Annotated in this window: 18 protein-coding genes; 8 read left to right on the top strand and 10 right to left on the bottom strand. The window is 72.9% G+C overall.

Features of this window, described 5'->3' with window-relative positions; translation table 11 throughout:
- Nucleotides 1–67: 67 nt before the first annotated feature.
- A complete protein-coding gene (gene mce / locus A6V29_RS17530; RefSeq protein WP_502700112.1) occupies nucleotides 68–529 on the bottom strand; it encodes a methylmalonyl-CoA epimerase in 462 nt (153 codons plus the stop codon).
- A gap of 201 nt (nucleotides 530–730) precedes the next feature.
- Here mce and A6V29_RS17525 point away from each other — a divergent pair, with 201 nt between their 5' ends.
- Complete coding sequence (locus A6V29_RS17525; RefSeq protein ID WP_137161497.1) at nucleotides 731–1,936, top strand: acetyl-CoA C-acetyltransferase; 1,206 nt, start codon at nucleotides 731–733, stop codon at nucleotides 1,934–1,936.
- Nucleotides 1,933–2,958, top strand: coding sequence for a methylmalonyl Co-A mutase-associated GTPase MeaB (meaB, locus tag A6V29_RS17520; protein ID WP_137161496.1), 1,026 nt, complete (start codon nucleotides 1,933–1,935; stop codon nucleotides 2,956–2,958). Before A6V29_RS17525 ends, meaB begins: the two co-directional genes overlap by 4 nt.
- On the opposite strand, the gene A6V29_RS17515 is transcribed toward meaB, so the two are convergent.
- Nucleotides 2,922–3,809: an HTTM domain-containing protein gene (locus A6V29_RS17515; RefSeq protein ID WP_249933316.1), complete on the bottom strand. Its 888-nt coding sequence runs from the start codon at nucleotides 3,807–3,809 to the stop codon at nucleotides 2,922–2,924. The genes meaB and A6V29_RS17515 overlap by 37 nt on opposite strands.
- The gene (locus A6V29_RS17510) at nucleotides 3,806–4,294 is read right to left on the bottom strand and encodes a hypothetical protein (protein ID WP_137161495.1); all 489 of its coding nucleotides are present in this window, start codon (nucleotides 4,292–4,294) and stop codon (nucleotides 3,806–3,808) included. The genes A6V29_RS17515 and A6V29_RS17510 overlap by 4 nt, the downstream gene beginning before the upstream one ends.
- 126 nt (nucleotides 4,295–4,420) lie before the next feature.
- On the opposite strand from A6V29_RS17510, the gene A6V29_RS17505 reads away from it, so the two are divergent.
- Nucleotides 4,421–5,899, top strand: coding sequence for a phytoene desaturase family protein (locus tag A6V29_RS17505; RefSeq protein ID WP_137161494.1), 1,479 nt, complete (start codon nucleotides 4,421–4,423; stop codon nucleotides 5,897–5,899).
- 21 nt (nucleotides 5,900–5,920) lie between these two features.
- Here A6V29_RS17505 and A6V29_RS22005 read toward each other — a convergent pair whose 3' ends face one another.
- Both A6V29_RS22005 and A6V29_RS17495 read right to left on the bottom strand, forming a co-directional pair.
- A complete protein-coding gene (locus A6V29_RS22005; RefSeq protein WP_137161493.1) occupies nucleotides 5,921–6,421 on the bottom strand; it encodes a C40 family peptidase in 501 nt (166 codons plus the stop codon).
- A gap of 370 nt (nucleotides 6,422–6,791) precedes the next feature.
- On the bottom strand, nucleotides 6,792–7,685 hold the full coding sequence (locus A6V29_RS17495; RefSeq protein WP_137161492.1) for an endonuclease domain-containing protein: 894 nt from the start codon (nucleotides 7,683–7,685) through the stop codon (nucleotides 6,792–6,794).
- Between the two features lie 150 nt (nucleotides 7,686–7,835).
- Between A6V29_RS17495 and A6V29_RS17490 the strand changes: the two genes are divergently transcribed.
- The 3 genes from A6V29_RS17490 to A6V29_RS17480 are packed head-to-tail and all read left to right on the top strand — an operon-like array spanning nucleotide 7,836 to nucleotide 12,157.
- Nucleotides 7,836–8,357 (top strand): MarR family winged helix-turn-helix transcriptional regulator, encoded by a 522-nt coding sequence (locus tag A6V29_RS17490; protein WP_137161491.1) that lies wholly within the window; start codon nucleotides 7,836–7,838, stop codon nucleotides 8,355–8,357.
- 57 nt (nucleotides 8,358–8,414) lie between these two features.
- Nucleotides 8,415–11,168 (top strand): penicillin acylase family protein, encoded by a 2,754-nt coding sequence (locus A6V29_RS17485; RefSeq protein ID WP_137161490.1) that lies wholly within the window; start codon nucleotides 8,415–8,417, stop codon nucleotides 11,166–11,168.
- Nucleotides 11,169–11,191: 23 nt separating this feature from the next.
- Nucleotides 11,192–12,157: a tetratricopeptide repeat protein gene (locus A6V29_RS17480; protein ID WP_170977938.1), complete on the top strand. Its 966-nt coding sequence runs from the start codon at nucleotides 11,192–11,194 to the stop codon at nucleotides 12,155–12,157.
- Between the two features lie 5 nt (nucleotides 12,158–12,162).
- On the opposite strand, the gene A6V29_RS17475 is transcribed toward A6V29_RS17480, so the two are convergent.
- The 5 genes from A6V29_RS17475 to A6V29_RS17455 are packed head-to-tail and all read right to left on the bottom strand — an operon-like array spanning nucleotide 12,163 to nucleotide 21,551.
- A complete protein-coding gene (locus A6V29_RS17475) occupies nucleotides 12,163–13,554 on the bottom strand; it encodes a neutral zinc metallopeptidase (protein WP_137161489.1) in 1,392 nt (463 codons plus the stop codon).
- A 14-nt stretch (nucleotides 13,555–13,568) separates the two neighbouring features.
- A complete protein-coding gene (gene glgB / locus A6V29_RS17470; protein WP_212719553.1) occupies nucleotides 13,569–16,244 on the bottom strand; it encodes a 1,4-alpha-glucan branching protein GlgB in 2,676 nt (891 codons plus the stop codon).
- A gap of 26 nt (nucleotides 16,245–16,270) precedes the next feature.
- The gene (locus A6V29_RS17465; RefSeq protein ID WP_137161488.1) at nucleotides 16,271–17,641 is read right to left on the bottom strand and encodes a maltokinase N-terminal cap-like domain-containing protein; all 1,371 of its coding nucleotides are present in this window, start codon (nucleotides 17,639–17,641) and stop codon (nucleotides 16,271–16,273) included.
- Entirely contained in the window at nucleotides 17,638–19,473 is a 1,836-nt protein-coding gene (gene treS / locus A6V29_RS17460) for a maltose alpha-D-glucosyltransferase (RefSeq protein WP_137161487.1), read from the bottom strand. Before treS ends, A6V29_RS17465 begins: the two co-directional genes overlap by 4 nt.
- A 50-nt stretch (nucleotides 19,474–19,523) precedes the next feature.
- Nucleotides 19,524–21,551, bottom strand: a complete 2,028-nt coding sequence (locus A6V29_RS17455; RefSeq protein WP_137161486.1) for an alpha-1,4-glucan--maltose-1-phosphate maltosyltransferase — start codon at nucleotides 21,549–21,551, stop codon at nucleotides 19,524–19,526.
- Between the two features lie 160 nt (nucleotides 21,552–21,711).
- Between A6V29_RS17455 and A6V29_RS17450 the strand changes: the two genes are divergently transcribed.
- Together A6V29_RS17450 and A6V29_RS17445 are read left to right on the top strand one after the other, a co-directional pair.
- The gene (locus A6V29_RS17450) at nucleotides 21,712–22,857 is read left to right on the top strand and encodes an extracellular solute-binding protein (protein ID WP_170977937.1); all 1,146 of its coding nucleotides are present in this window, start codon (nucleotides 21,712–21,714) and stop codon (nucleotides 22,855–22,857) included.
- 80 nt (nucleotides 22,858–22,937) lie between these two features.
- Nucleotides 22,938–23,894 (top strand): ABC transporter permease (locus A6V29_RS17445; RefSeq protein WP_137161484.1); only part of this gene is annotated, 957 nt, incomplete at its 3' end.

Genomic DNA, 23,894 nt, shown 5'->3' with positions numbered 1-23,894 from the left:
GCGAACTCCTGGGTCGTCTAAGCGGTGGCGTGATGTTACCGACGGGTAACACCAGGTTCCGAATCGGTCAGTGGGCGGAGGCCGCGGGCTGCACGATCTCGACGAGCACGCCGCCGGCGTCCTTCGGGTGGATGAAGTTCACCCGGCTGTCCGACGTGCCGCGCTTGGGGGTGTCGTAGAGCAGCCGCAGGCCGCGCTCGCGCAGGGTGGCGCTGACCGCTTCGACGTCGTCGACGCGGAAGGCGAGCTGCTGCAGACCCGGACCGGAGCGGCCGATGAACTTCGCGATCGTCGATTCGGGGGTGAGCGGAGCGAGCAGCTGGATGCGGGTGTCGCCGTCGCCCACCGCGAGCATCGCCTCGCGGACGCCCTGCTCCTCGTTGGTCTCCTCGTGCACCGATCGCACGCCGTACTTCTCGGCGTAGAAGGCGATCGCCTCGTCGAGGTCGGGCACCGCGATGCCCACGTGGTCGATCGTCGTGAACAGGCCCTCGGGCAGGCCGGCCGACGCAGCGTCGTTGGAGGTCACGACGGGCATCCTGCCGCGAGGCCCTCCGGGGCGACACTCCGGGTCGGCCGTGACCACGGTCGGGTGACGCCGATTCCGCCCCTCGGTGGGCCGTTGACCGCAGGTCCTATCCTCGTGGGTAGCCCGACGCCGCGCGTCCCGCGCGGCCCGCAGCATCTGACACGGTCGCCGGCGCCGGCGGCCCGGCACTGGAGGCCCCCCATGAGCGAGAACAACCGAGCCCGCTCCGTCATCGTCAGCGGTGCCCGTACCCCCATGGGGCGGCTCCTCGGCTCGCTGAAGGACTTCTCCGCCGCCGATCTCGGTGGCTTCGCCATCAAGGCCGCTCTCGAGCGGGCCGGCATCTCCGGCGAGCAGGTCGAGTACGTGATCATGGGCCAGGTCATCCAGGCCGGTGCCGGCCAGAACCCGGCCCGTCCCGCCGCCGTCAAGGCCGGCATCCCGATGTCGGTGCCCGCGCTGACCGTCAACAAGGTCTGTCTGTCGGGCATGACCGCCATCGCGATGGCCGACCAGCTCATCCGCGCCGGCGAGTTCGACATCGTCGTCGCCGGTGGCCAGGAGTCGATGACCCAGGCGCCGCACCTGCTCGCCAACTCGCGCACCGGCACCAAGTACGGCGACACGAAGCTGATCGACGCGATGGCCCACGACGGCCTCTCCGACACCTTCGACCAGGTCGCGATGGGCGAGCTGACCGAGAAGGCCAACTCCCGCTACAACCTGACCCGCGAGGAGCAGGACGAGTTCGCCGCGGCCAGCCACCAGAAGGCCGCGCGCTCGCACAAGGACGGCGTCTTCGCCGAGTCGATCACCCCGGTCCTGATCCCGCAGCGCAAGGGCGACCCGATCGAGTTCACCGAGGACGAGGGCATCCGCGCCGACACCACCGCGGAGAGCCTGGGCAAGCTCCGGCCCGCCTTCGCCAAGGACGGCACGATCACCGCCGGCACCGCCTCGCAGATCTCCGACGGTGCCTGCGCCGTGGTGGTCATGAGCGCGGCCAAGGCCGCCGAGCTGGGCATCACCCCGATCGCCGAGATCGGTGCCCACGGCGTCGTCGCCGGCCCGGACGCCACGCTGCAGAGCCAGCCGTCGCGGGCCATCCAGAAGGCCTGCGAGCGCGAGGGCATCGACCCCAAGGACCTCGACGTCGTCGAGCTCAACGAGGCGTTCGCCGCGGTGGGCATCGTCTCCACCCGCGAGCTCGGCATCGACCCCGAGAAGGTGAACCCCAACGGTGGCGCGATCGCCCTGGGGCACCCGATCGGCATGAGCGGCGCCCGGCTGGTCCTCGACGTGGCGCTCGAGCTGCGCCGTCGGGGCGCCAAGCTCGGCGCCGCCGCGCTGTGCGGTGGCGGCGGTCAGGGCGACGCGCTGATCCTGCACGCGCCCGCCTCGGCGTGACCTCGGACGGCCTCGCCGTCCAGACGGACGCCCCCGCCGCCCCTCGTGGGCGGCGGGGGCGCCGCTCCGTCGACGTCCCCGACCTCGTCGCCCGGGCGCGCGAGGGGGATGCGCGCTCGGTCGCCCGGCTGATCTCGCTGGTCGAGGACGCCAGCCCCGCGCTGCGCGAGGTCGCTGCCGCGCTGGCGCCGCACACCGGTCACGCCCAGGTGCTGGGGCTCACCGGCTCACCGGGGGTCGGCAAGTCCACCACCACGACCGCGCTCGTGCGCGGCCTGCGGCAGGCCGGCAAGCGGGTCGGCGTGCTCGCCGTCGACCCGTCGTCCCCGTTCTCCGGCGGCGCGCTGCTCGGCGACCGCGTCCGCATGCAGGACCACGCGGGTGACGACGGCGTCTTCATCAGGTCGATGGCCTCGCGCGGGCACCTGGGCGGCCTGTCCTGGGCCACGCCGCAGGCGCTGCGCGTGCTCGATGCCGCCGGCTGCGACGTCGTGCTGATCGAGACCGTCGGCGTGGGGCAGTCGGAACTGGAGATCGCCTCGCTCGCCGACACGACCCTGGTGCTGGTCGCCCCCGGGATGGGGGACGGCATCCAGGCGGCCAAGGCGGGGATCCTCGAGGTCGCCGACCTGTTCGTCGTCAACAAGGCCGACCGGGACGGCGCCCACCAGGCGGTCCGCGACCTGCGGTACATGCAGTCGCTGGGTGGCCGCTACGCCGAGCCGGGTGGCTGGCGGCCGCCGATCGTGAAGACCATCGCCTCCCGGGAGACCGACAACGGCATCGACGAGGTGCTGGCCCGGGTCGAGGAGCACCGGCTGTGGCTGGAGTCCTCCGGCGAGGGGCAGCGGCGCCGGGCCGAGCGGGCGGCCCGCGAGATCGAGGCGATCGCGCTGGCGGCCCTGCGCGAGCGGATCGGCGATCTGCGCGGCAGCACCGCGCTGGATGCGCTGGCCGCGCAGGTGGTGGCCGGGGAGACCGACCCCTACCGCGCCGCCGACGAACTCGTCGCCAGGCTCTGAACCGGCTGCCGCCCGAACCGCGCGGTCAGCCGTTCCCACGGCAGGATCGACAGGATCGCGATGCAGTGCGGCAGGAAGATGATCTGCACGCCGGCGTAGGTCATCACGTGGAAGCCGATCAGGAAGGCCACCAGCGCCACCCTGGCCCGGTCGCTGCGCACGAGCAGCATCAGCGGGGCGAGGAACTCCAGGATCAGGATCGCCCACTGCGCGAACGGCAGCAGGTACGGCACGTCCACGGTCCAGTCGGCGAGGTCCGTGCCGCGGCGCAGCACCGCCCGGGTGAGCGTGGAGCCGGTGGGCCAGTCCCAGCCGCCGAACCGGACCTTCGCCCAGGCGGCCAGGAAGTACGTGAGCATGACCGAGACGAACACCGCCGCCATCGCCCAGCCCGCAGCTTCCGACAGTCGCCGGTCCCGGAACCGCGCCCGACCGATCGTCGGCAGGACGGCGAGGGCCACGAGGAAGGCGATCCGGTCGTGGTCGACCTTCCCGTAGCTCATCGCGATGACCATCCACTCCAGGTACAGGAGGAAGACGGTCGTCCCGAGCACGCGCGGCGCCCGTCCGGTGGCGGCGGCCAGGGCGGCGAGGACGAGCGCCCACTGCACGACGACCACGACCGTGTGCGTCGGTGTGGGCAGCGGCAGCAGCCGGGCGATGAGCACCGGCTGGTACCACTCGGTGGGGACGTCGGCGTGCGCCTTCACCCACGCGGTGGTGAGGAAGACGTCGATCGGGATGAACAGGTAGGCCAGCACGCGGAACACCGCGACGCGGGCCAGCGGGACGGGGCTGAACCACCAGCGCGACGACGTCGGCAGGGCGGGCGCTCCGGACTCGGTGCTCACTCGTCGTCCGCCAGCTCGTGCTCGACCACGACGGTGTCGGTGTACTCGCCGGTCGGGCGCCCGCCGGACAGCCCGAACTTGCGGTGGATCACCTGCACCGAGACCAGGTCGGGGGCCGACGGGTTGGCCTCGAGGTAGGCCTCGGCGAGCAGTCCCAGGAGCTCCGGGTGCTCGCGCAGCCGGCCGATCTGGCCCTCGAACTCCGCGCGGCGCAGCCCGACCTGGCCGCCCGACAGCCGCACCTCCTCGCCCGCGGCGGTCACGCCGACGGCGCGGGTGGAGATCACGGGGGTGTTCGGGTCGTTGCGCGTGGAGTACATGCGGAACGGGCCGAACGGGAACTCGTCGTCGTCCCCCCACACCGTGCCGGCCAGGAGGAGCCCGAGGACGACGAGCACGGCGGCCATCCGCCGCCGGCGGGCGGACGGGGAGAGCCGGAGCACCTCGGGTTCGGCCGTCGGTGGGGGGAGTACGGAGGACTGCACCGGCGCAGGCTAGGTCCGGCGGGGCGCGGCCGGCCACGGGCACGCGCGCGGGTCGCCCCAGGCGCACCAGGCCGACTCACGGGCCACGGAACTTGCGCATCCGCGGCGCCGTGTGAGGATCGCCGGGTGAGTGGGCTCGCGGGACGACCGGACGCCGTCGTCGTCGGGGCTGGCCCGAACGGCCTGGCCGCGGCCCTGCGGCTGTCCGCGGCCGGGCTGCGCGTGCAGGTGGTCGACGCCGGACAGCGCCCGGGCGGCGGGATGCGCACCGAGGAGCTGATCCGGCCGGGGTTCCACCACGACGTGTGCTCGACCGTGCAGCCGATGGCGGTGGCGGCGCCGTTCTTCCGGGAGTTCGACGCCGAGAGCCGCGGCGTGCGCTACGTGCACCCCGAGGTCAACTTCGCCCATCCGCTGGATGGCGGCGCGGCGGCGCTGTCCTTCCGCTCGCTGGAGGAGACAGCTGCGGGGCTGGGCGCGGACGCCGACGCCTACCGCCGGCTGTTCGGGCCGCTGGTCGAGCACGGCACCGACGTCATCGACTTCTTCCTGTCCAGCCGGCTGCGCTCGCTGCCGACGAGGAGCGTTCCGCAGATCACGAAGTTCGCCCTCACCGGGCTGCCCAACGTGCGGTGGCTCTCGCAGCGGTACTTCGACACCGACGAGGGTCAGGCGCTCATCGCCGGTGCGGCGGCGCACGGCATGCTCGACCTCAGCCAGCCGCTGACCTCCGCGCTCGGCATGCTGCTGGCGATGCTCTCGCACCACGTCGGGTGGCCGCTGATCGAGGGCGGCTCCCAGAAGCTGGCCGATGCGATGGTCACCGCGCTCGAGGAGCAGGGCGGCGAGGTGGTGACCGGCCACCGCGTGACCGACCTGGGCGAGTTCGAGGGCATCCCGGCCGTGCTGCTGGACACCTCGCCCGGCGACTTCGTCGCGATGGCCGGGGACCGGCTCAACGAGGGCTATCGCCGCTGGGTGCGCAGGTACAAGCACGGCGCCGGAGTGTTCAAGATCGACTGGATCCTGTCCGAGCCGGTGCCGTGGGCGAACCCCGACGTGCGGCGGGCGGGCACCATCCACGTCGCGGGCGATCTCGAGGAGACGATCGCGGGGGAGCGGGCGCCGAACGAGGGGCGGCTCACCGACAAGCCCTACGTGCTCGCCGTGCAGCCGACGGTGCCGGACCCGTCGCGGGCGCCCGAGGGCGGGCACATCTTCTGGGCGTACGTGCACGTGCCGCACGGGTCGGACGTCGACATGACCGCCGCGATCGAGGACCAGGTCGAGCGGTTCGCGCCCGGCTTCAAGGACACGATCGTCGAGCGGGCCACCAAGACCGCCGTCCAGATGGAGCAGTGGAACCCCAGCTACCTGGGCGGCGACATCTCCAACGGCCAGGCGACGCTGCGGCAGATGCTCGCCCGGCCGGTGCCGCGGTGGAACACCTACCGGACGCCGGTGCGGGGCGTGTACCTCGCGTCGGCGGCCACCCCGCCGGGGCCCGCGGTGCACGGCATGTGCGGCGACCTGGCCGCGCGCACCGCGCTGCGGGACGTCTTCGGCGTGCGCGAGGTCCCGCCGCTGCGCCCGGCCCTGCACTGAGCCGGACGCAGCGGCCGGCGATCAGACGATGCGCTTGGCGACGGTGAAGCCCGGCATGCCGACATCGGTGATCTCGACACCGGTGGACTCGCTGCCCGCGTGCACCATCTTCGAGTCGCCGATGTAGATGCCCACGTGGCTCACCGGCGAGTAGAAGAAGACCAGGTCGCCGGGCTGCATGTCGTACGGGTGCACCGTCACGCCCATCTCCGACTGGGCGCGGCTGGAGTGCGGCAGCTCGATGCCGGCGGCGCGGTAGGCGAACTGGGTCAGGCCCGAGCAGTCGAAGCTGTCGGGACCGGAGCCGCCGTACTGGTAGCCCTTCCCGACCTGGGCGTAGGCGGTGTCGACGGCGACCTGGGCCGGCGCGGGCGCCGGTGCCGCGGCCTGCGCCGGGACGGGCTCGACGGCGGCGGCCGTGCCCGGGACGCCGACCAGGGTCAGGGAGGCCGCGGCGCCGGCGAGCAGGCCGGCGCCGGTGCGGCGCAGGAGGCGGGACTGGGTCGGGCGAGTGGTCGCCATGGGGCGGCTCTCCTTCCGTTCGTCCGCCGGGCCCCCGGCACGACGCAGCACAGGGCCACGGGGCTATGGGGGAGTGAGGGGCGGGACGGCGGCGTCGTGGCCGCGGCTCGCCGGGCGCCTGGCAGGCACCCCGGGCGGCGTCCGTCCGGCGGTACCGGCGCGGGGCCACCCTCGTCGGGCGACGACCACCCGGCCGGCTCCGACCACGGTAGGAACTGGGGCAGGGGGCCTCAACCCGGGAGGCGGCTTGTCGAGCAGTCGACGGGTCGACAAGCCGCGCCGGCACTGGGAATAACCGGGTCGATGTGGACCGGGTCACGTCGACGCCGTTGCGGCGAGATCTGCGCCGAGCCGCTCTCCCGGCCGCGGGTCAGCGGCCGATCGCGCATCTCGATGCGAGGGCCGAACGGATGCGCTCCAGGAGCCCCGCGGGATGGTGCAGGTCTGCGGCGGTCACGAAGACGACCACCCACCCGGCTTCGGTCAGCCGGTTGAGCCGATCGCGGTCCCGAGCGAACTGACCCGGCTCCCCGTGCCAGGCGCCGTCGTACTCGAGGGCCAGTCGCAGATCGGGCCACGCGAAGTCGACCCGTGCGACGAAGCGACCGTCCACCCGGATCACGTACTGCGCCACGGGCGCCGGGAGGTCGGACCGGTGGAGGAGCAGCCGGACGCGGGTCTCCTGCGGCGACCCCGCGAGCCCGTCGGTGAGGCCGACCACGTCTCGCACGTGCCGGCAGTCCCGCCCCGCCAGCGCCGAGGCCGAGGCCCGGACGTCGTCGAGGAGCGCTGTGCCCGGCTGCAGGAACCGGTCGACCGCTATCACGGCGGCATCGAGCGGGCGGGTGCGCGCGAGGTCGATTGCCGTACGGACGCCGCTCGTCGCGAGGAGGCCCTGCCGTCGGACGACGTCGTCCCGGTGGAGTCGGCGGCGACTGGGGCGGGTGCCGGCGATCGATCGCGCGCGCGAACCCGGGGGCAGGATGCACTCGACGTCGTCGTCCGGTCCGGCGAGGTCGACGCCCCACAGCACGGCAGCCGTGCGGCCGGCGGCGACAGCGCCCGGGACGAGGTGGTTCAGGACCGCGCGGGCCCGTAGCGCGTGCGTCACCGGCAGGTCGGCGTCGGCGTACACGTCCGGGAAGAGACGGCGCCATGCGCTGCTCTGCAATTGGTGCCGGGTGAGGAGTCCGTCCCGCACCACGGTCGAGCCGCGGAAGACGGTGCCGGACAGCGGGGGAGGGCGGTGCGGCAGAGGTGGCACCCCGGCACCCTGGCCGATCGGGAGCACTCTGACCGGAGGTATCCACAGGGCCCATCGGCGAAATGCGCGTCCTGCCGGTGTCCCGGACGGGGGATGCCGGCCGGGGGCAGATCTCGGTGAGCGCCATGACGCCCCGGTAGCGTCGCGCGCATGGTCCGACCGCTGGGGCTGCCGTTCGACCCGATCGAGCGCGCGGGGGAGACGTGGGAGGAACGGTTCGGCCCGGCCGCGGCGATGCGGGCCGCGACGAGCGTCTTCCGCGTCCAGCAGATCCTGCTCGCCCGCTTCGACGAGGTGCTCAAGCCGCACCGGCTGACCTTCGCCCGGTACGAGGTGCTCGTGCTGCTCACGTTCAGCCGCCGCGGCGAGCTCCCGCTCAAGGTCATCGGCAGCCGGCTGATGGTGCACCCCACCAGCGTCACCAACGCGATCGACCGGCTGGTGGCGGCCGGTTACGTCGACCGGCGGCCCAACCCCGCCGACGGGCGCGGCGTCCTGGCCGCCATCACCGCCCGGGGGCGCGAGGTGGTGGAGGTCGCCACCCGCGCGCTCACCGAGCTCGAGTTCGGGCTCGGCGACCTGCCGGAAGCCGAGCAGGTCACGCTGTTCGAGATCCTGCGCCAGGTGCGGCTGGGCGCCGGTGACGTGGCCGACGTGGATCCGGTGACGTAACCCACAGGTAGGTGTGTCGTTGAGGCACGGCAATACCCCCGACCTCGGAGGAACGTCGTGCGGATCGCAACAGTGCTGGTGGCAGGGGCGGTGGCGGTCGTCGGCCTGGCGGTGCCGAACACCGCCGTCGCCCACGAGGAGCAGGCCACCGAGTACGGCGGGGTGCGCAACATCCTGCCGCCCGGCCAGTCGGGCGGGATGCCGCTGCCCGCCGCCGTGGGCGCGATCCTCGGTGACCCGCTGGGCCGGCAGGCGGTCGACGGCCGGAACGCACCGGTCAACTTCTCCGACCAGCTGGAGATGTACGACGCGCTCAACGCCGCCGACCTCGATGCCCTCACCGAGGACCGGCTCGGCGAGTTCTACAAGGACGCCCCGCTCACGCTGTCCGACGAGGACGCGGTCCGCATCGAGCGCCCCCGCGAGGGCGTCGTCATCCGGCGGGACGCCTTCGGGGTGCCCTACATCGAGGCGGAGACGCGCGAGCTGGCCGCCTGGGCCTCCGGCTACGCCGGCGCGCAGGACCGGATGTTCCTCATGGACGTGCTGCGGCACGTGGGCGCCGGCCGGGCCGCGGAGTTCCTCGGCCCCAGCGAGGAGAACATCGCGATGGACCAGGAGCAGGTCCGGACCGCGTTCTACACCGAGGAGGAGGCGGCCGCCCAGGTCGAGGAGGTCGCCGCCCGCTTCGGCGAGGAGGGCGCGGCACTGCTCCGTGCCACCGACGCCTACCTCGAGGGGATCAACGCCGGCCAGCGGGCGCTCTGCCCGGGCCTGGTGCTCGGCGCGCACTGCCCGGTCGAGTACGTCGCGCTGCAGAAGCTCCCGGAGGACTGGGACCGCGCCGACATCGTCTACATCGCCTCGCTGGTCGGCGGCATCTTCGGCAAGGGCGGCGGCGCGGAGTACGCCAACGCCCGCTGGCTGCAGCAGCTCCAGCAGCAGTTCGGGGACGACGAGGGACGGCGGATCTTCGACGACCTGCGCTCGGCCGACGACCCCCAGGCGCCGACGACGGGATCGGAGGCCGCGCCCAACGGGGGCGGCACGCCGGTCGACCCGACGCTGCCCGGTGTCGCGCTGCCCGATCTCGACGGCCCGACCGCGCCCGGCACCGGCTCCGACGCCGGCGGCTCCCCGATCCCGCTCCCGTCGCTCGGTTCGCTCGGCGGAGCCCTGGCGCCCGCGCCGAAGCGGATCACCGGCCCGTTCGGCACGCTCGACCTCGGCGCGGCCGGCGACGGCATGAGCAACGCCGCCCTCGTGGCCGGTGAGCACACCGACGACGGCAAGCCGCGGGCCGTCTTCGGCCCGCAGACCGGTTACTACGCGCCGCAGCTGCTCACCGAGCAGGCCGTCGTCGCCCCCGGGATCGAGGCGCGCGGCGTCTCCTTCGCCGGCACCAACCTCGTCGTCCAGCTCGGCCGCGGCGTCGACTACGCGTGGTCGGCCACCAGCGCCAACCACGACAACGTGGACACCGTCGTCGTCCGGTTGTGCGACCCGGCCGGCGGCCCGGCGACGGTGGAGTCCGAGGGCTACCTCGACGGCGACAGCTGCGTCCCGATGGACCGGCACGTGCACGAGCAGGTGGCGCTGCCGACGCTGGGCGGCATCGGTGCCCCGCAGACGCTGCGCTTCCTCGTGCTGCGCACCGAGCAGGGCATCGTGCAGCTGCGCACCACCGCCGGGGGGGAGCCGGTCGGCGTCGTCCTGCAGCGCAGCACCTACGGGCGGGAGCTCGACTCGGTGATCGGGTTCGAGCGGTTCGGCAACCCCGACCGGGTCCGGGACGCCGAGAGCTTCCAGGAGGCGGCCGAGGCCATCGACTACACCTTCAACTGGTTCTACGCCGACGACAGGGACATCGCGTTCTACTCCTCCGGCCTCGTCCCCGTGCGCGCCGAGGGCACCGACCCGCACCTGCCGCGGTGGGCGGGCGAGGAGTACGACTGGCAGGGCTGGCTGGCCGCGGAGGACCATCCGCAGCAGGTGAACCCGCCCTCGGGCTACCTGGTCTCGTGGAACAACAAGCCCGCACCGGGCTGGGCCGCGGCCGACGACACGTGGGGCTGGGGTCCGGTGCAGCGCAGCCTGGCTCTGTCCGACCGGCTCGACGCGCTGGTCGGCGACGGCGGCGTGACGACCACGGACCTCGTTGCCCTGGTGCAGGACGCCGCGACCGTCGACGTCCGCGCCGTCGAAACGCTCCCGGCGCTGCTCGAGACGATCGGCGACGACCCGGCGCTGGCCGAGGCGACGGCGCTGCTGCGCGACTGGCAGGCCCGCGGGGCGCACCGGATCGACGCGGACAGGGACGGCGCCTACGACGACCAGGCGGCGATCGCGCTGTTCGACGCCTGGTGGGAGTCAGCGGCCGAGGACGGCAGCGTCGACTCGGTGGCGCACGACCTGCTGCGCGGCACGCTGGGGGACCTGGTCACCGAGCTGCCACAGCGGCTGGACGACCACCCGCGGCAGGGGCTCGGCTCGGCCTGGAACAACGTCGCCTGGTACGGCTACGTCGTCCGGGACCTCGGCGGCGACGACGACGGCGCCTGGTCCCGCAGCTACTGCGGGGGCGGCGACGCCGCGCAGTGCACCGAGGACCTGCGGGCGTCGCTGAGCGGCGCGATCGAGCGGACGCTGGCCGCGCAGGGCGCCGGGTCGCTCGCCGAGCTGACCTACGACAAGCACCAGGACGACATCCGCGCCAAGGCGACGGGTGTGGTCGGCGTGCGCGACGTCGACTGGCAGAACCGTCCGACGTTCCAGCAGGTGGTGGCGTTCACCGGCCACCGCCCGAGGTGACGCGGAGTGGGATGATCGCCGGCATGCAGCCCACCCGTCCTGGACGTCCCGACCCCCGGGCGCAGGCCCAGCAGGCGCAGATGGCCGCCGCGATGGCCGGCGCCGTCGACCTCGCCGCCGTGAAGGCCCGCTCGGAGGCGGCCGCCCGTGCCCAGGCGGCGCCGCCGCCGAGCGCCGCCGCCCCGGCGGGCGCCCCGGGGAGCGCGGTCGTCGACGTCACCGAGGCCACGTTCCAGGCCGAGGTGCTCGACCGCTCCTTCCAGGTCCCGGTCGTGCTGGACCTCTGGGCGGAGTGGTGCGGGCCGTGCAAGCAGCTCTCCCCGGTGCTCGAGCGGCTCGCCGCCGAGGGCGGTGGGTCCTGGGTCCTGGCCAAGGTCGACGTCGACGCCAACCCCGCGCTCGCCCAGGGCCTGCGGGTGCAGGGCATCCCCGCGGTGAAGGCCGTCTGGCAGGGGCAGCTGGTCGCCGAGTTCAACGGCGCCATCCCCGAGGAGCAGGCGCGCCAGTTCGTCACCGAGCTGGTCCGGGCCACCACCGGCGGGGCCGTGCCCGGCGACGCCGGCGAGGCGCCGGCGGCGGAGGACCCGCGGCTGGACGCCGCCGAGGCCGCGCTCGAGCGGGGCGACCTGGCCGCCGCGGAGGCGGCCTACAAGGCGATCCTGGCCGAGGAGCCCGACCACCCCGACGCTGGCATCGCGCTGCGGCAGGTGCAGCTGTTCCGGCGCGCCGAGGAGGCCGGCCCCGACGCGTTGGCCGCCGCCGACGCCGCACCGGACGACGTCGCGGCGCAGACCCGCGCCGCGGACTTCCTGCTGGGCACCGGCAACATCGAGGCCGCCTTCGACAGGCTGCTCGACGTGATCCGCCGGACCGCCGGCGAGGAGCGCGACCAGGCCCGTCGGCACCTCGTCGAGCTTTTCTCGGTGGTCGGCGACCAGGACCCGCGGGTGGCCGCGGCCCGCCGGGCGCTGACGACCGCGCTGTTCTGACGGGTCTACAGCCCGCAGGCGTCCAGGCCCTCGAAGAACCCGGCCCGGTACAGGTCGACCAGCTGGAAGCCCGTCAGGTCGACGCCGGGGAGCACCTCCGGCTCGCTGCCGAAGGTGAGCAGGAACTGCACGCTCTCGTCCACGTCGCCCGGTGAGATCGACGAGGTGAAGATCCCGTCGGCGCCGAGCGGGTCGCTGTAGAGCTGCTCGGCGTACCAGCCGCTGAGGCAGACCACCGACCGGGCGGCGTCCTCGTCGTCGACGGAGAGCCCGAGCTGGTCGCGCACCGCCAGCCCGTAGGGCAGGGAGATGGCGGTGGCGACGGCGAAGTCGCCCAGCTCCTCGTACGCCGGGACGGCGAGGTCCGTCTCGTCGAAGGCGACCAGGCCGTCGTCGGGGCAGTACACGAGATCGAGCCCGGGGTCCGGGGCGCAGTCGGGCGCCTCGCCGTCGAACCGCTCGACGGACGGCGGCCGGAAGTCGTCGCCGAGGGCGGACGCCCAGGCCTGGGGCAGCGTCTCGGCAGCGATGTCCAGCAGCACCTCGTAGGGCGCGTTGCCCCCGGTCTCGATCTCCCCCACGGTGCGGAACCGGTCCTGGGTCAGGGGGCGGGCCACGTCGAAGTTGTCGCGGCACGCCTCGGCGCCGAGCTCGAAGCCCTCCTGGAACGCCGAGACCCGGTCGAAGTAGGAGCCGTGCGCCTGCGGCTGCCCCGGGTTGGTGCCGACCGGGTCGCGCAGCAGCAGGTAGCCGCGCAGCACGTCGTCGAGCTCGCTCGTCCGCAGCACCGTGTGCTCGGCCGCGCCGTCGGCGACCCAGCGCGACCAGGCGCCGGCCAGGCAGTCGGCCTGGGTCTCGACGAGGATCGAGAACTCCGGCGAGCCGACCCGCGCCTGCACCGCGTGCCCGAACTCGTGCGCCATCACCAGCGCCGGGATGAAGCGCCCGAAGTCCGCACCGAGGTCGCCGAGGAACGTCCGGTCATAGCTGATCGCGTCGGAGTTGGGTGCTTCCCGGGCGAGGCAGTAGTAGGCGTTGTCCTCCACCTCGCGGGGGTCGGCGCCGCAGCCGATCCCCGTGGGGTACAGCCGCGGGTCGACGTCGCCCGGGTCGACGCTGAAGTAGCCGCCCTCCAGTGGCTCGAAGGGCAGGCCGAAGACGGCCGGTTGCTGCTCGGCCCAGAAGGTCTCGAGATCGGCCAGGGCGTTGCGCGCCAGGACGTCGACCTCCTGGTCGGTCGCGCCGACGACCTCGATCTCTCCGGGCTCGGCATCGGTGACCGGCGGGAGGGCGGGGATCGCCTGCCCCACGACGACCATCGAGCAGCCGGTGAGCACCAGCAGGCAGGCGAGGACGGCGGGAAGCAGTGCCGCCCGCCGTCCTCCTGCGCCCGCCACCCCCTGGTGTCCGCTCAGCCCTCGTGGAGGAACCAGACGGTCCCGAGCGGGGGTGCCGACACCGTCGCCGAGTACGGCTGGCCGTGCCAGGGCTCCTCGACCGCCTCCACGCCGCCGTAGTTGCTCACCCCGGAGCCGCCGTAGCCCTCGGCGTCCGTGTTGAGCACCTCCCGCCAGATGCCCGGGCGGGGCAGCCCCACCCGGTACTCGTGGTGGGGGTTGCCGGCGAAGTTGACCACGCAGGCGACCGCGGCACGGTCGTCCTCGGTCCCCGTGCCGAAGCGCAGGAACGACAGCACGTTGCCGCCGGCGTCGTTCGCGTCGATCCACCGGAAGCCGGCGGGGTCGACGTCGAGCGACCAGAGCGCGTCCAGCTCTCGGTAGCGCGCGTTCAGGTCGGTGACCAGCTGCAGGATGCCCCGGTGCGCCGGGTCGTCCAGGTGCCACCAGTCCAGCGAGCGGCTCTCCGCCCACTCCGAGTCCTGGGCGAACTCCGAGCCCATGAAGAGCAGCTGCTTGCCCGGGTGAGCCCACATGTAGCCGAGGAAGGCGCGGAGGTTGGCCAACTGCTGCCACCGGTCTCCGGGCATCTTCCGCAGCATCGAGCCCTTGCCGTAGACGACCTCGTCGTGGCTGATCGGCAGCACGTAGTTCTCGGAGTAGGCGTAGTGCATCGAGAACGTGAGCTGGCCGTGGTGGTAGCTCCGGTACACCGGCTCCCGCTCCACGTAGGAGAGCGAGTCGTGCATCCAGCCCATGTTCCACTTGAAGCCGAAGCCCAGGCCCCCGAGGTGGGTCGGCCGGGTGACGCCGGGCCAGGCGGTGGACTCCTCCGCGATCGTCACGACGCCCGGGACCTCGCGGTACACGGTGGCGTTGAACTCCTGCAGGAAGGCGACCGCCTCGAGGTTCTCCCGGCCGCCGTACTGGTTGGGCACCCACTCGTCGCGGGAGTAGTCCAGGTAGAGCATCGAGGCCACCGCGTCGACGCGGATGCCGTCGACGTGGAACTCCTTGCACCAGAACAGCGCGTTGGCGACGAGGAAGTTGCGCACCTCCGAGCGGCCGAAGTCGAAGACGAGCGTGCCCCAGTCCAGTTGCTCGCCGCGGCGCGGGTCGCCGTGCTCGTAGAGCGGTGTCCCGTCGAAGCGGGCCAGCGCCCACTCGTCCTTGGGGAAGTGCGCCGGCACCCAGTCGACGATGACGCCGATGCCGGCCTGGTGGGCGCGGTCGATCAGGTAGCGCAGGTCGTCCGGGCTGCCGAAGCGCGACGTGGGCGCGTAGTAGGAGGTGACCTGGTAGCCCCAGGAGCCGCCGAAGGGGTGCTCGGCCAGCGGCATGAACTCGATGTGGGTGAAGCCGGCCGCCTTCACGTAGTCGACGAGCTCGTCGGCCATCTCCCGGTAGGAGAGCCCCTGCCGCCACGAGCCGGCGTGCACCTCGTAGACGCTCATCGGCTTCTCGTGCCAGCCACCCGCGGCCCGCTCGGCCAGCCAGGCGTCGTCGTTCCACTCGTGGGTCGACTCGGTGACCACCGAGGCGTTCAGCGGCGGCACCTCGGTGGCGAACGCGAGCGGGTCGGACTTCTCCCGCCACTGCCCGTCGGCGCCGAGCACGTGGTAGCGGTAGCGGCTGCCGACCTGCACCCCGGGGATGAAGATCTCCCAGACCCCGGAGGAGCCCAGCGACCGCATCGGGTAGGCGCGCGCCTGCCAGTAGTCGAAGTCGCCGGTGACCTTCACCCCGCGGGCGGCCGGCGCCCACACGGCGAAGGAGACGCCCTCGACGGTGCCCCGCGGCGTCTCGTAGCGGCGCACGTGCGCGCCGAGCACCTCCCAGAGCCGCTCGTGGCGGCCCTCGCGGATCAGGTGCTCGTCCATCGCGCCGAGCGTGGGCAGCCAGCGGTACGGGTCGTCGACGGTGTGCGTGCTGTTGCCGCCCTGGCCGTCGGGGTAGACGACCTCGATCCGGTAGTCGCCCGGCTGCTGGGGGAGCGTCGCCTCGAAGATCCCGCCGTCGTGCAGGGAGCGGGCCTCGTAGCGCCCGCCGTCCTCGTCCAGCACCGTCACGGAGACCGCGTCCGGGCGCAGCGTCCGGACGACCCAGCCGTCCCCGGCCTGGTGGGCGCCGAGCACGCGGTGCGGGTCGTGGGCCCACCCCTCGACGATGGCGCGCAGGTCGTCCTCGCCCGGCTCGTCGAGGCTGGGCTGCTCACCGGGAGCCGCCAGCCCGGTGGGCGAGGGGCCCGCAGCACCAGCAGCGGCGGCGTCGTCGTCGGGAGCCTGCGGGCTGCTGGGCTCCGCGGGGTCGGGGCTCGGCGGGTCCGGCGGGCCGGCCGGAGTGCCCGTCCCGTCGCCCGGCTCGGCGATCGGCGCGGGCGCGACCACCGGGGGCACCGTGGTGGGGCCGCCCTCGGGTGCCGTCGAGGCGGTGCTCGGCTGCTCGTCGGTCGTGGTGTCGCCGGGCGGGGCGACGTTGCCGGTCACGGTGACCTTCTTCGCCGGCGTCCGCTTGGCGGCCTTCTTCGCCGGTGCCTTCTTGGCGGCGGCCTTGCGGGCCGTCTTCTTCGCCGGTGCGTTGATCACCGGCTCGCCGCCGGCGGCTGCCTCGGCCGCGGCGACCCGGTCCTCCACGGCGCGCTGCAGCTCGTCGTTGCCGGCCACCGGTTCCTCTCGGTCAGGGCTGCTCATCGTCTCGTCCTCCGGTGCCGTGTGCGTCAGTCGCGACTGGTGAGCCGGGACAGGGAGTGGAGCGGGATCATCAGCCAGTGCGGTCGGTTCCGTGCCTCGTAGACGCACTCGTAAACCGCCTTGTCGGCCTCGAACGCCCGAAGGAGTGGTGACTCTCCGCACGGGTCGAGCCCGCTGGCCTCGGCGTACCCGGTGCAGAACGCGGCGCGGTTCCGGTCCGCCCACTCCTGCGCCCGGTAGGCGCGCTGGGCGTCCTCGGGCTGCTCGACCAGCAGGTGCCGGGCCGCGTAGTCGAAGCTGCGCAGCATCCCGGCGACGTCCCGCAGCGGGCTGTCCAGCTCGCGGCGGGAGGCCAGCGGCCGGGCGGGCTCGCCCTCGAAGTCCAGCACGATCCAGCCGGTCGCCGTCCGCAGCACCTGGCCGAGGTGCAGGTCGCCGTGCACCCGCTGGCGGACGACGGGCTCGGTGCTCTCGGCCACCGCGGCGTAGAGCCTCCGGATCCCGTCGGCGTGCTCGGCCACCTGCGGCACGATCTCGATCGCCGCGTCGAGCCGCTCGGCCATCTGGCGGGCGACCAGTGCGAACCAGTCCCGGTCGGCGGGCTGGGTGGGCAGCGCGGCGGCCATGTCGGTGTGCACCGACGCCGTCGCCGCGCCGAGCCGCTCGCTGTCGGCGGCGAAGTCCCCGCCCACCTCGTCGGCGTGCAGGTCGCCCTCCGCGTAGAGGTCGCGGAAGCTGGCCGTGGCCAGCCGCCAGCCGTCGCTGGCGTTGGGGATGAAGGTCTGCAGCATCGCCACCGTCGCCGGCGGGCGGGACGGGTCGGGATCGTCGATCTCGATGTGCCCGAGCAGCGGCGCGATGTGCGGGTTCTCCGAGTTCCGCAGGGCGTCGTGGATCTCGACGTCGGGGTTGAGCCCGGGTTCCAGCCGGCGGAACAGCTTGAAGATCGCCTCCTGGCCGTAGACCAGGGAGGTGTTGCTCTGCTCGGTGGACAGGACGTCGCCGGGGAGCCCCTCGGGGATGTGGGCGACGCCGGTCGGGTGGAAGTGCATCGGCCCGACCGTCGAGGCGTTGGCCAGGTGGATCAGCCAGGGGGTCGTGGCGTCCCGGTCGCGCATCGCGTCGTAGGCGAAGGACTCCTGGCCGTCGTTGGTCACCGACCCCACGAACGCCGACGCCAGGTCCTCGACGGCGTGGTCGCGCCAGGACAGCGGGACCAGGTAGGTGTCGGAGCCGCCGTCGGCGTAGGTGATCGTCACCCGGTGCACCGACAGGACCGGCTCGCTGCGGTCGAGGAAGAACCCCTCCTCGGTGATGCCGGCCCACTCGCGGCCCTTGCTCCCGAACCACCGCTGCCCGGGCATCCACTCGCGCAGCAGATCGGCCAGCGCGGTCACCGGGTCACCTCCGCGTCGCCCTCGGGGAGGTTCTCGCCGACGGTCTCCTCGGCGTCGCTCACGATGCCCCCGGCCAGCAGCGAGTCGGCGACGGCGCTGCTGCCGGTGGTCTCCCAGTCCTCGATCTCGTCGGGCTCGGGCTCCACCGGCTTGGACAGCTCGAACCAGTAGAAGCCGTGCCCGGCGAGGGTGAGCATGTAGGGCAGGACGCCGATCTGCGGGAACTCCACCCGGCCGGTGAGCTCGACGGGTGTGTAGCCCTCGAACTCGCGCAGGTCGAGCTCGACCGGCTGCGGGAACCGGGACAGGTTGTTCACGCACAGGACGACGTCGTCGCCGAACCGGCGGACGAACGACAGCACCGTCGGGTTGCGCGACCCGATCTCCTCGAAGGTGCCCAGGCCGAACGTGGGGTGCTGGCCGCGCACCTGGATCATCCGGCGGGTCCAGTGCAGCAGCGAGGTGGTGTTGCGCAGCTGGGACTCGACGTTGGTGACCTGGTAGCCGTACACCGGGTCCTGGTTCAGCGGCAGGTACATCCGCTGCGGGTCGGCGGTGGAGAACCCGCCGTTGCGGTCCGGGGTCCACTGCATGGGCGTCCGGACGCCGTCGCGGTCACCGAGCCAGATGTTGTCGCCCATGCCGATCTCGTCGCCGTAGTAGAGGACCGGCGACCCGGGTAGGCTCAGCAGCAGCGCGGTGAACAGCTCGAGGGTGTCGGTGTCGTTGTCCAGCAGCGGGGCCAGCCGCCGCCGGATGCCGATGTTGGCCTTCATGCGGGGGTCCTTGGCGTACTCGTCCCACATGTAGTCGCGTTCCTCGTCGGAGACCATCTCGAGGGTCAGCTCGTCGTGGTTCCGCAGGAAGATGCCCCACTGGCAGTTGTCGGGGATGTCCGGCGTCTGCGCCATGATCTCCGAGATCGGGAACCGCTGCTCCCGCCGGACGGCCATGAACAGCCGCGGCATGACCGGGAAGTGGAAGGCCATCTGGCACTCGTCGCCGTTCTCGCCGAAGTACTCGACGACGTCGGCCGGCCACTGGTTGGCCTCGCAGAGCAGCACCTTGTCCGGGTAGTCGGCGTCGACCACCTTGCGCACGTGCTTGAGGAACTCGTGGGTGCGCGGCAGGTTCTCGCAGTTGGTCCCCTCCTCCTCGAAGAGGTAGGGGACGGCGTCCAGCCGGAAGCCGTCGACGCCGAGGTCCAGCCAGAAGCGCAGGGCGTCGATGATCGCCTCCTGCACCTTGGGGTTCTCGAAGTTGAGGTCGGGCTGGTGTGAGAAGAACCGGTGCCAGAAGTACTGCTTGCGCACCGGGTCGAAGGTCCAGTTCGAGCTCTCGGTGTCGACGAAGATGATGCGGGCGTCCGCGTAGCCGGTGTCGTCGTCGGCCCACACGTAGAAGTCCCCGTACGGGCCGTCGGGGTCGGTGCGGCTGGCCTGGAACCACGGGTGCTGGTCCGAGGTGTGGTTCATGACGAAGTCGATGATCACGCGCATGCCGCGGGAGTGCGCCTCGGTGAGGAACTCCTGGAAGTCCTCGATGTCACCGAACTCCGGCAGCACCGCGGTGTAGTCGCTGACGTCGTAGCCGCCGTCGCGCAAGGGCGAGGCGAAGAACGGCGGCAGCCACAGGCAGTCGACGCCGAGCCACTGCAGGTAGTCCAGCTTGTCGATCATGCCGCGCAGGTCGCCGACGCCGTCGGCGTTGCTGTCGGCGAAGCCGCGCACCAGGACCTCGTAGAAGACCGCGCGCTTGTACCACTCCGGATCCGTGCCGGGAGGCGGCAGCGCGGAGCGGCTGTCGGGGAAGTCAGGGACGGGAACGGACATCGGAAGGATCGGCCCCTCGAGTCGAACGGCGGGTGGGCGGGGTCCTGACTTCAGGAGACAGGTGCGGGGAACTGCACCTGGCGCGGCAGCTCGAGTGCGAAGACGTGCGCCGGCTCCCGGTGCGGGTCCAGCTCCAGGTAGTTGAACTGGCCCCAGTCGTACCGGGCGCCGCTGAGCTCGTCGGTGACGCCGAACCGCTCGTGCCAGTCCAGTCCGAGGACGGGGAGGTCCAGCGCCGTCGTCCCGATGTGGGTGTCCCTGCTGGACAGGTTGACCACGACGAGGACGGCGTCCTGCGACCCGGGATCGGTCTTGGAGAAGCAGAGCAGGTTCGGGTTGTCGACCGGGTGGAAGTGCAGGGTGCGCAGCTGCTGGAGCGCCGGGTGCGCGCGACGGATCTCGTTGAGCCGGCGCAGGTACGGCGCCAGGCTCCGGCCGGAGGCCTCGGCGCCGGCCCAGTCGCGCGGGCGCAGCTTGTACTTCTCGCTGTCCAGGTACTCCTCGCTGCCGGGCTTGACCGCCACGTGCTCGAACAGCTCGAAGCCGGAGTAGACGCCCCACGTGGGGCTCATCATCGCCGCGAGCACCGCCCGGATCTTGAACATCGGCGGGCCGCCGAACTGCAGCGACTCGTGGAGGATGTCCGGGGTGTTCACGAAGAAGTTGGGCCGCATGTAGTGGCTGTGGGCGGCCAGCTCGCGGCCGTACTCCTCGAGCTCGCCGCGCTCGGTGCGCCAGGTGAAGTACGTGTAGGACTGGGTGAACCCCAGCCGCGCGAGCTGGTGCATCATCGCCGGCCGGGTGAACGCCTCGGCCAGGAACAGCACGTCGGGGTGGCTCTGCTTGACGTCCCAGATCAGCCAGTGCCAGAAGTTCAGCGGCTTGGTGTGCGGGTTGTCGACGCGGAAGATCTTCACCCCGGCGTCGATCCACACCTGCAGGACGCGACGGCACTCGGCGTAGATGCCCTCGGGATCGTTGTCGAAGTTGATCGGGTAGATGTCCTGGTACTTCTTCGGCGGGTTCTCCGCGTAGGCGATCGTGCCGTCGGGCTTGGTGGTGAACCACTCCGGGTGCTCGGCGACCCACGGGTGGTCCGGCGCGGCCTGCAGCGCGAAATCGAGCGCCACCTCCATGCCCAGCTCGCGGGTGCGCGCCACGAAGGCGCGGAAGTCCTCCATCGTCCCGAGCTGCGGGTGCACGGCGTCGTGGCCGCCCTCGGCGCTGCCGATGGCCCACGGGGAGCCGACGTCGTCCGGGCCGACCTCGTGCGGGTTGCCGCCGGGGAACTGGGTCGAGTTCGGGCCCTTGCGGTTGACCCGGCCGATCGGGTGGATCGGCGGCAGGTAGACCACGTCGAAGCCCATGTCGGCGATCGCGGGCAGCCGGTCGGCCGCCGTCGTGAAGGTGCCGTGCGTGGGCGTGCCGCCCACGACCGGCCCCTCGGACCGGGGGAAGAACTCGTACCAGGAGCCGAAGAGCGCCGTCTTCCGGTCGACCCAGATCTCGTGGTCGGGGGAGCGGGTGACCAACTCGCGCACCGGGTGCTCGCGCAGGTACTGCTGCAGCCCCGCCGCCAGTGCGGGGGCGATGCGCACGGTGAGCTCCTGGGAGGTGTCGCGCAGCGCGGCCGCGGCGGCCTCGACCCGGCCCCGCCAGTCCTCCTCGGCCTCCTTGGCGACCCGGTCGAGCAGCCGCGCGCCCTCCTCGAGGTCGTTGGCGAGCTCGTCGGCGCCCTGGCCGGCCTCCACCTTCACCTCGACGGCGTGCTTCCAGGTCTCCAGCGGGTCGCTCCAGGCCTCGATCCGGAACGACCAGCGGCCCTCGCGGTCGGGGACGACCGTGGCGATCCAGCGGTCGGGCTCGGGGGGCAGCTTGGCCATGCGGATGAACGGGCCGGCCTCGCCGTCCGGGGAGGTCCAGACGACGTTCGCGGCGACGGCGTCGTGCCCCTCGCGGAACACCGTCGCGGTGATCGGGACGTGCTCGCCCACCACGGCGCGTGCGGAGAACGAACCGCAGGACACGACGGGGGCGACATCGGTGATGCCGAGGCGGAGATCAGCGCGGCCAGTCATCTCGCACCACGCTACTGACCTCCCGTCCCACCAGCACCTCGGCGGCGGCGGGGCCACCCGGGCGGGGGGTCGCGCCACCCCCGGAGAGAACCCGCTGAGATCTATGCTTAGCCTCACCTAAGCAACGTCGGCCTGACCCATGAACAGCCTGGAGCCCGGAATGTCCCCGAACGTCCTGCCCCGCCGCCGATCCACCGGGCTGCTCCGGGGGGTGGCCGTAGGCGCCATCGCCGTCCTGGGCGTGGGCCTGGCCGCCTGCGGCGAGTCCTCGGCCGATGACGTCGACGCCGCGCCCGCACCCGAGAGCACCTGCGAGGCCGGTGCGGTCGCGTACGGGGAGATCGACGACGACGCCGGGGCGGTGGAGGTCGACGAGGGCGCCCTGGTCGTCTACTCCGGCCGCAACGAGGAGCTCGTGGCCCCGCTGCTCGAGGAGTTCACCGAGGCGACCGGCACCGAGCTGTCCGTGCGCTACGGGTCGACGCCCTCCATCACCGCGCAGCTGCTCGCCGAGGGGGCCGACAGCCCGGCGGACGTCGTGCTGCTCCAGGACGCCGGTGCCCTCGGGGCCCTGGCCGACGCCGGCTGCCTCGCCGACCTTCCCGAGGACGTCACGGGGCAGACGTTCGAGGCGTACGCGGACGACGACAGCCGCTGGGTGCCGGTCACCGGCCGCGCCCGTGTCGTCGTCTACAACCCCGAGCTGATCGCCGAGGAGGACCTGCCCCAGACCACCGCCGAGCTGGTCGACGAGCGCTTCGCCGGCCAGATCGCCATCGCGCCGGGCAACGCCTCGTTCCAGGCCTTCGTGACCGCGCTGCGCGTCCAGGAGGGCGAGGACGCCGCCGAGGAGTTCGTGCAGGCGCTCGTCGACACCGACGCGCCGGTGTACAGCAAGAACGGCGAGATCCTGGAGGCCGTCGACGCCGGCGAGGTGCCGATGGGGCTGATCAACCACTACTACTGGTTCGAGCGGGCCGTCGAGGTCGGTGCCGACAACGTCACCGCCCAGCTGCACTACCTGCAGGACGGCGAGGCCGGTTCCCTGGTCAACGTCAGCGGGTCCGGTGTGGTCAGCTCCACCGACCGGTCCGCGGACGCCCTCGCGCTCGTGGAGTTCCTGCTCTCGGAGCAGGCGCAGGAGTACTTCGCGAACGAGACCTACGAGTACCCGATGACCTCGGCGGTGCCGACGGCGGCCGAGCTGCCCGCGCTCGACGAGCTGGACTCCCCGGACATCGACCTCGACGAACTCGCCTCCCTGTCCAGGACCCTCGATCTGCTCGACCGGGTGGGTCTGACCTGAGCGACGTCCTCACCTCGCGGCCGAGTGCGGCCGGCCGGCCACCGGACCCCGGTGCCCCCTGGGGCACCGGGGTTCCGGAGGTGCTGCCGCCGCTGACGGAGGCGGGGGTCCCTGCGGCTCGCGGCGGGACGCTGCCGGGACGGCGGCGGCTACCGCGCGGCCTGCTCGCGGCGGCCGTCGTCTCCTGCGCCCTGGTGCTGCTGCCCCTGGCGCACCTGATCGGTGTCGCCGCCGGGCTCAACGCGGGGGAGATGGTCGACGTCCTGCTGCGCCCGCGCACGCGGGACCTGCTGGTGACGACGCTCGGCCTGGCCGCCGTGGTCGGTGCCGGCAGCATCGTCCTGGGCGTCGGCGCGGCCTGGATCGTCGAGCGGTTCGAGTTCCCGGGCCGACGGACGTTCGCGATCCTCGTCGCCCTGCCGCTGGCGGTCCCCTCGTACGTCGCCGCCTACACCTGGCTGGCCGCGGTCCCCGCGGTCCAGGGCTTCGCCGGCGCCGCGCTCGTGCTCACGTTGTGCTGCTACCCCTACGTCTACCTACCGGTGGTCGCCGCGCTCCGTGGCCTCGATCCCGCGTGGGAAGAGGTGGCGCGGGCCGCCGGGCACTCGCCCCGGACGGTGTTCCGCCGGGTGGTGCTGCCCCAACTGCGCCCGGCCGTGACCGCCGGCGGTCTCCTGGCGGTCACCTACGTGCTCGCCGACTTCGGGTCGGTCGCGATCATGCGCGTCGAGACCCTCACCCGGTCGATCGCGATCTCGATGGAGAACAGCTTCACCCGGCTCGTCCCCACGACCTTGTCGCTGCTGCTCGTGGCGGTCACCGCGCTGGTCGTGACCGCCGAGCTGCGCAGCCGGGGCCGGGCGCGGTTCGCCCGGCTGGGCCCGGGCGCCGCTCGCCGGCGCTCCCCGCGCGAGCTCCGCGGCGCCGGCCTGATCGCCGCGCCCGCCGTGCTCGGGGCGCTGCTGGTCGCGGCCCTGGGCGTGCCGATGGCCAGCCTGGCCTGGTGGCTCACCGCGGGCAGCTCGGGGGAGGTGGAC

The organism is Blastococcus sp. CCUG 61487, from assembly GCF_005222955.1.
Lineage (GTDB): Bacteria > Actinomycetota > Actinomycetes > Mycobacteriales > Geodermatophilaceae > Blastococcus.
This window is presented reverse-complemented; position numbering and strand designations above follow the sequence as displayed.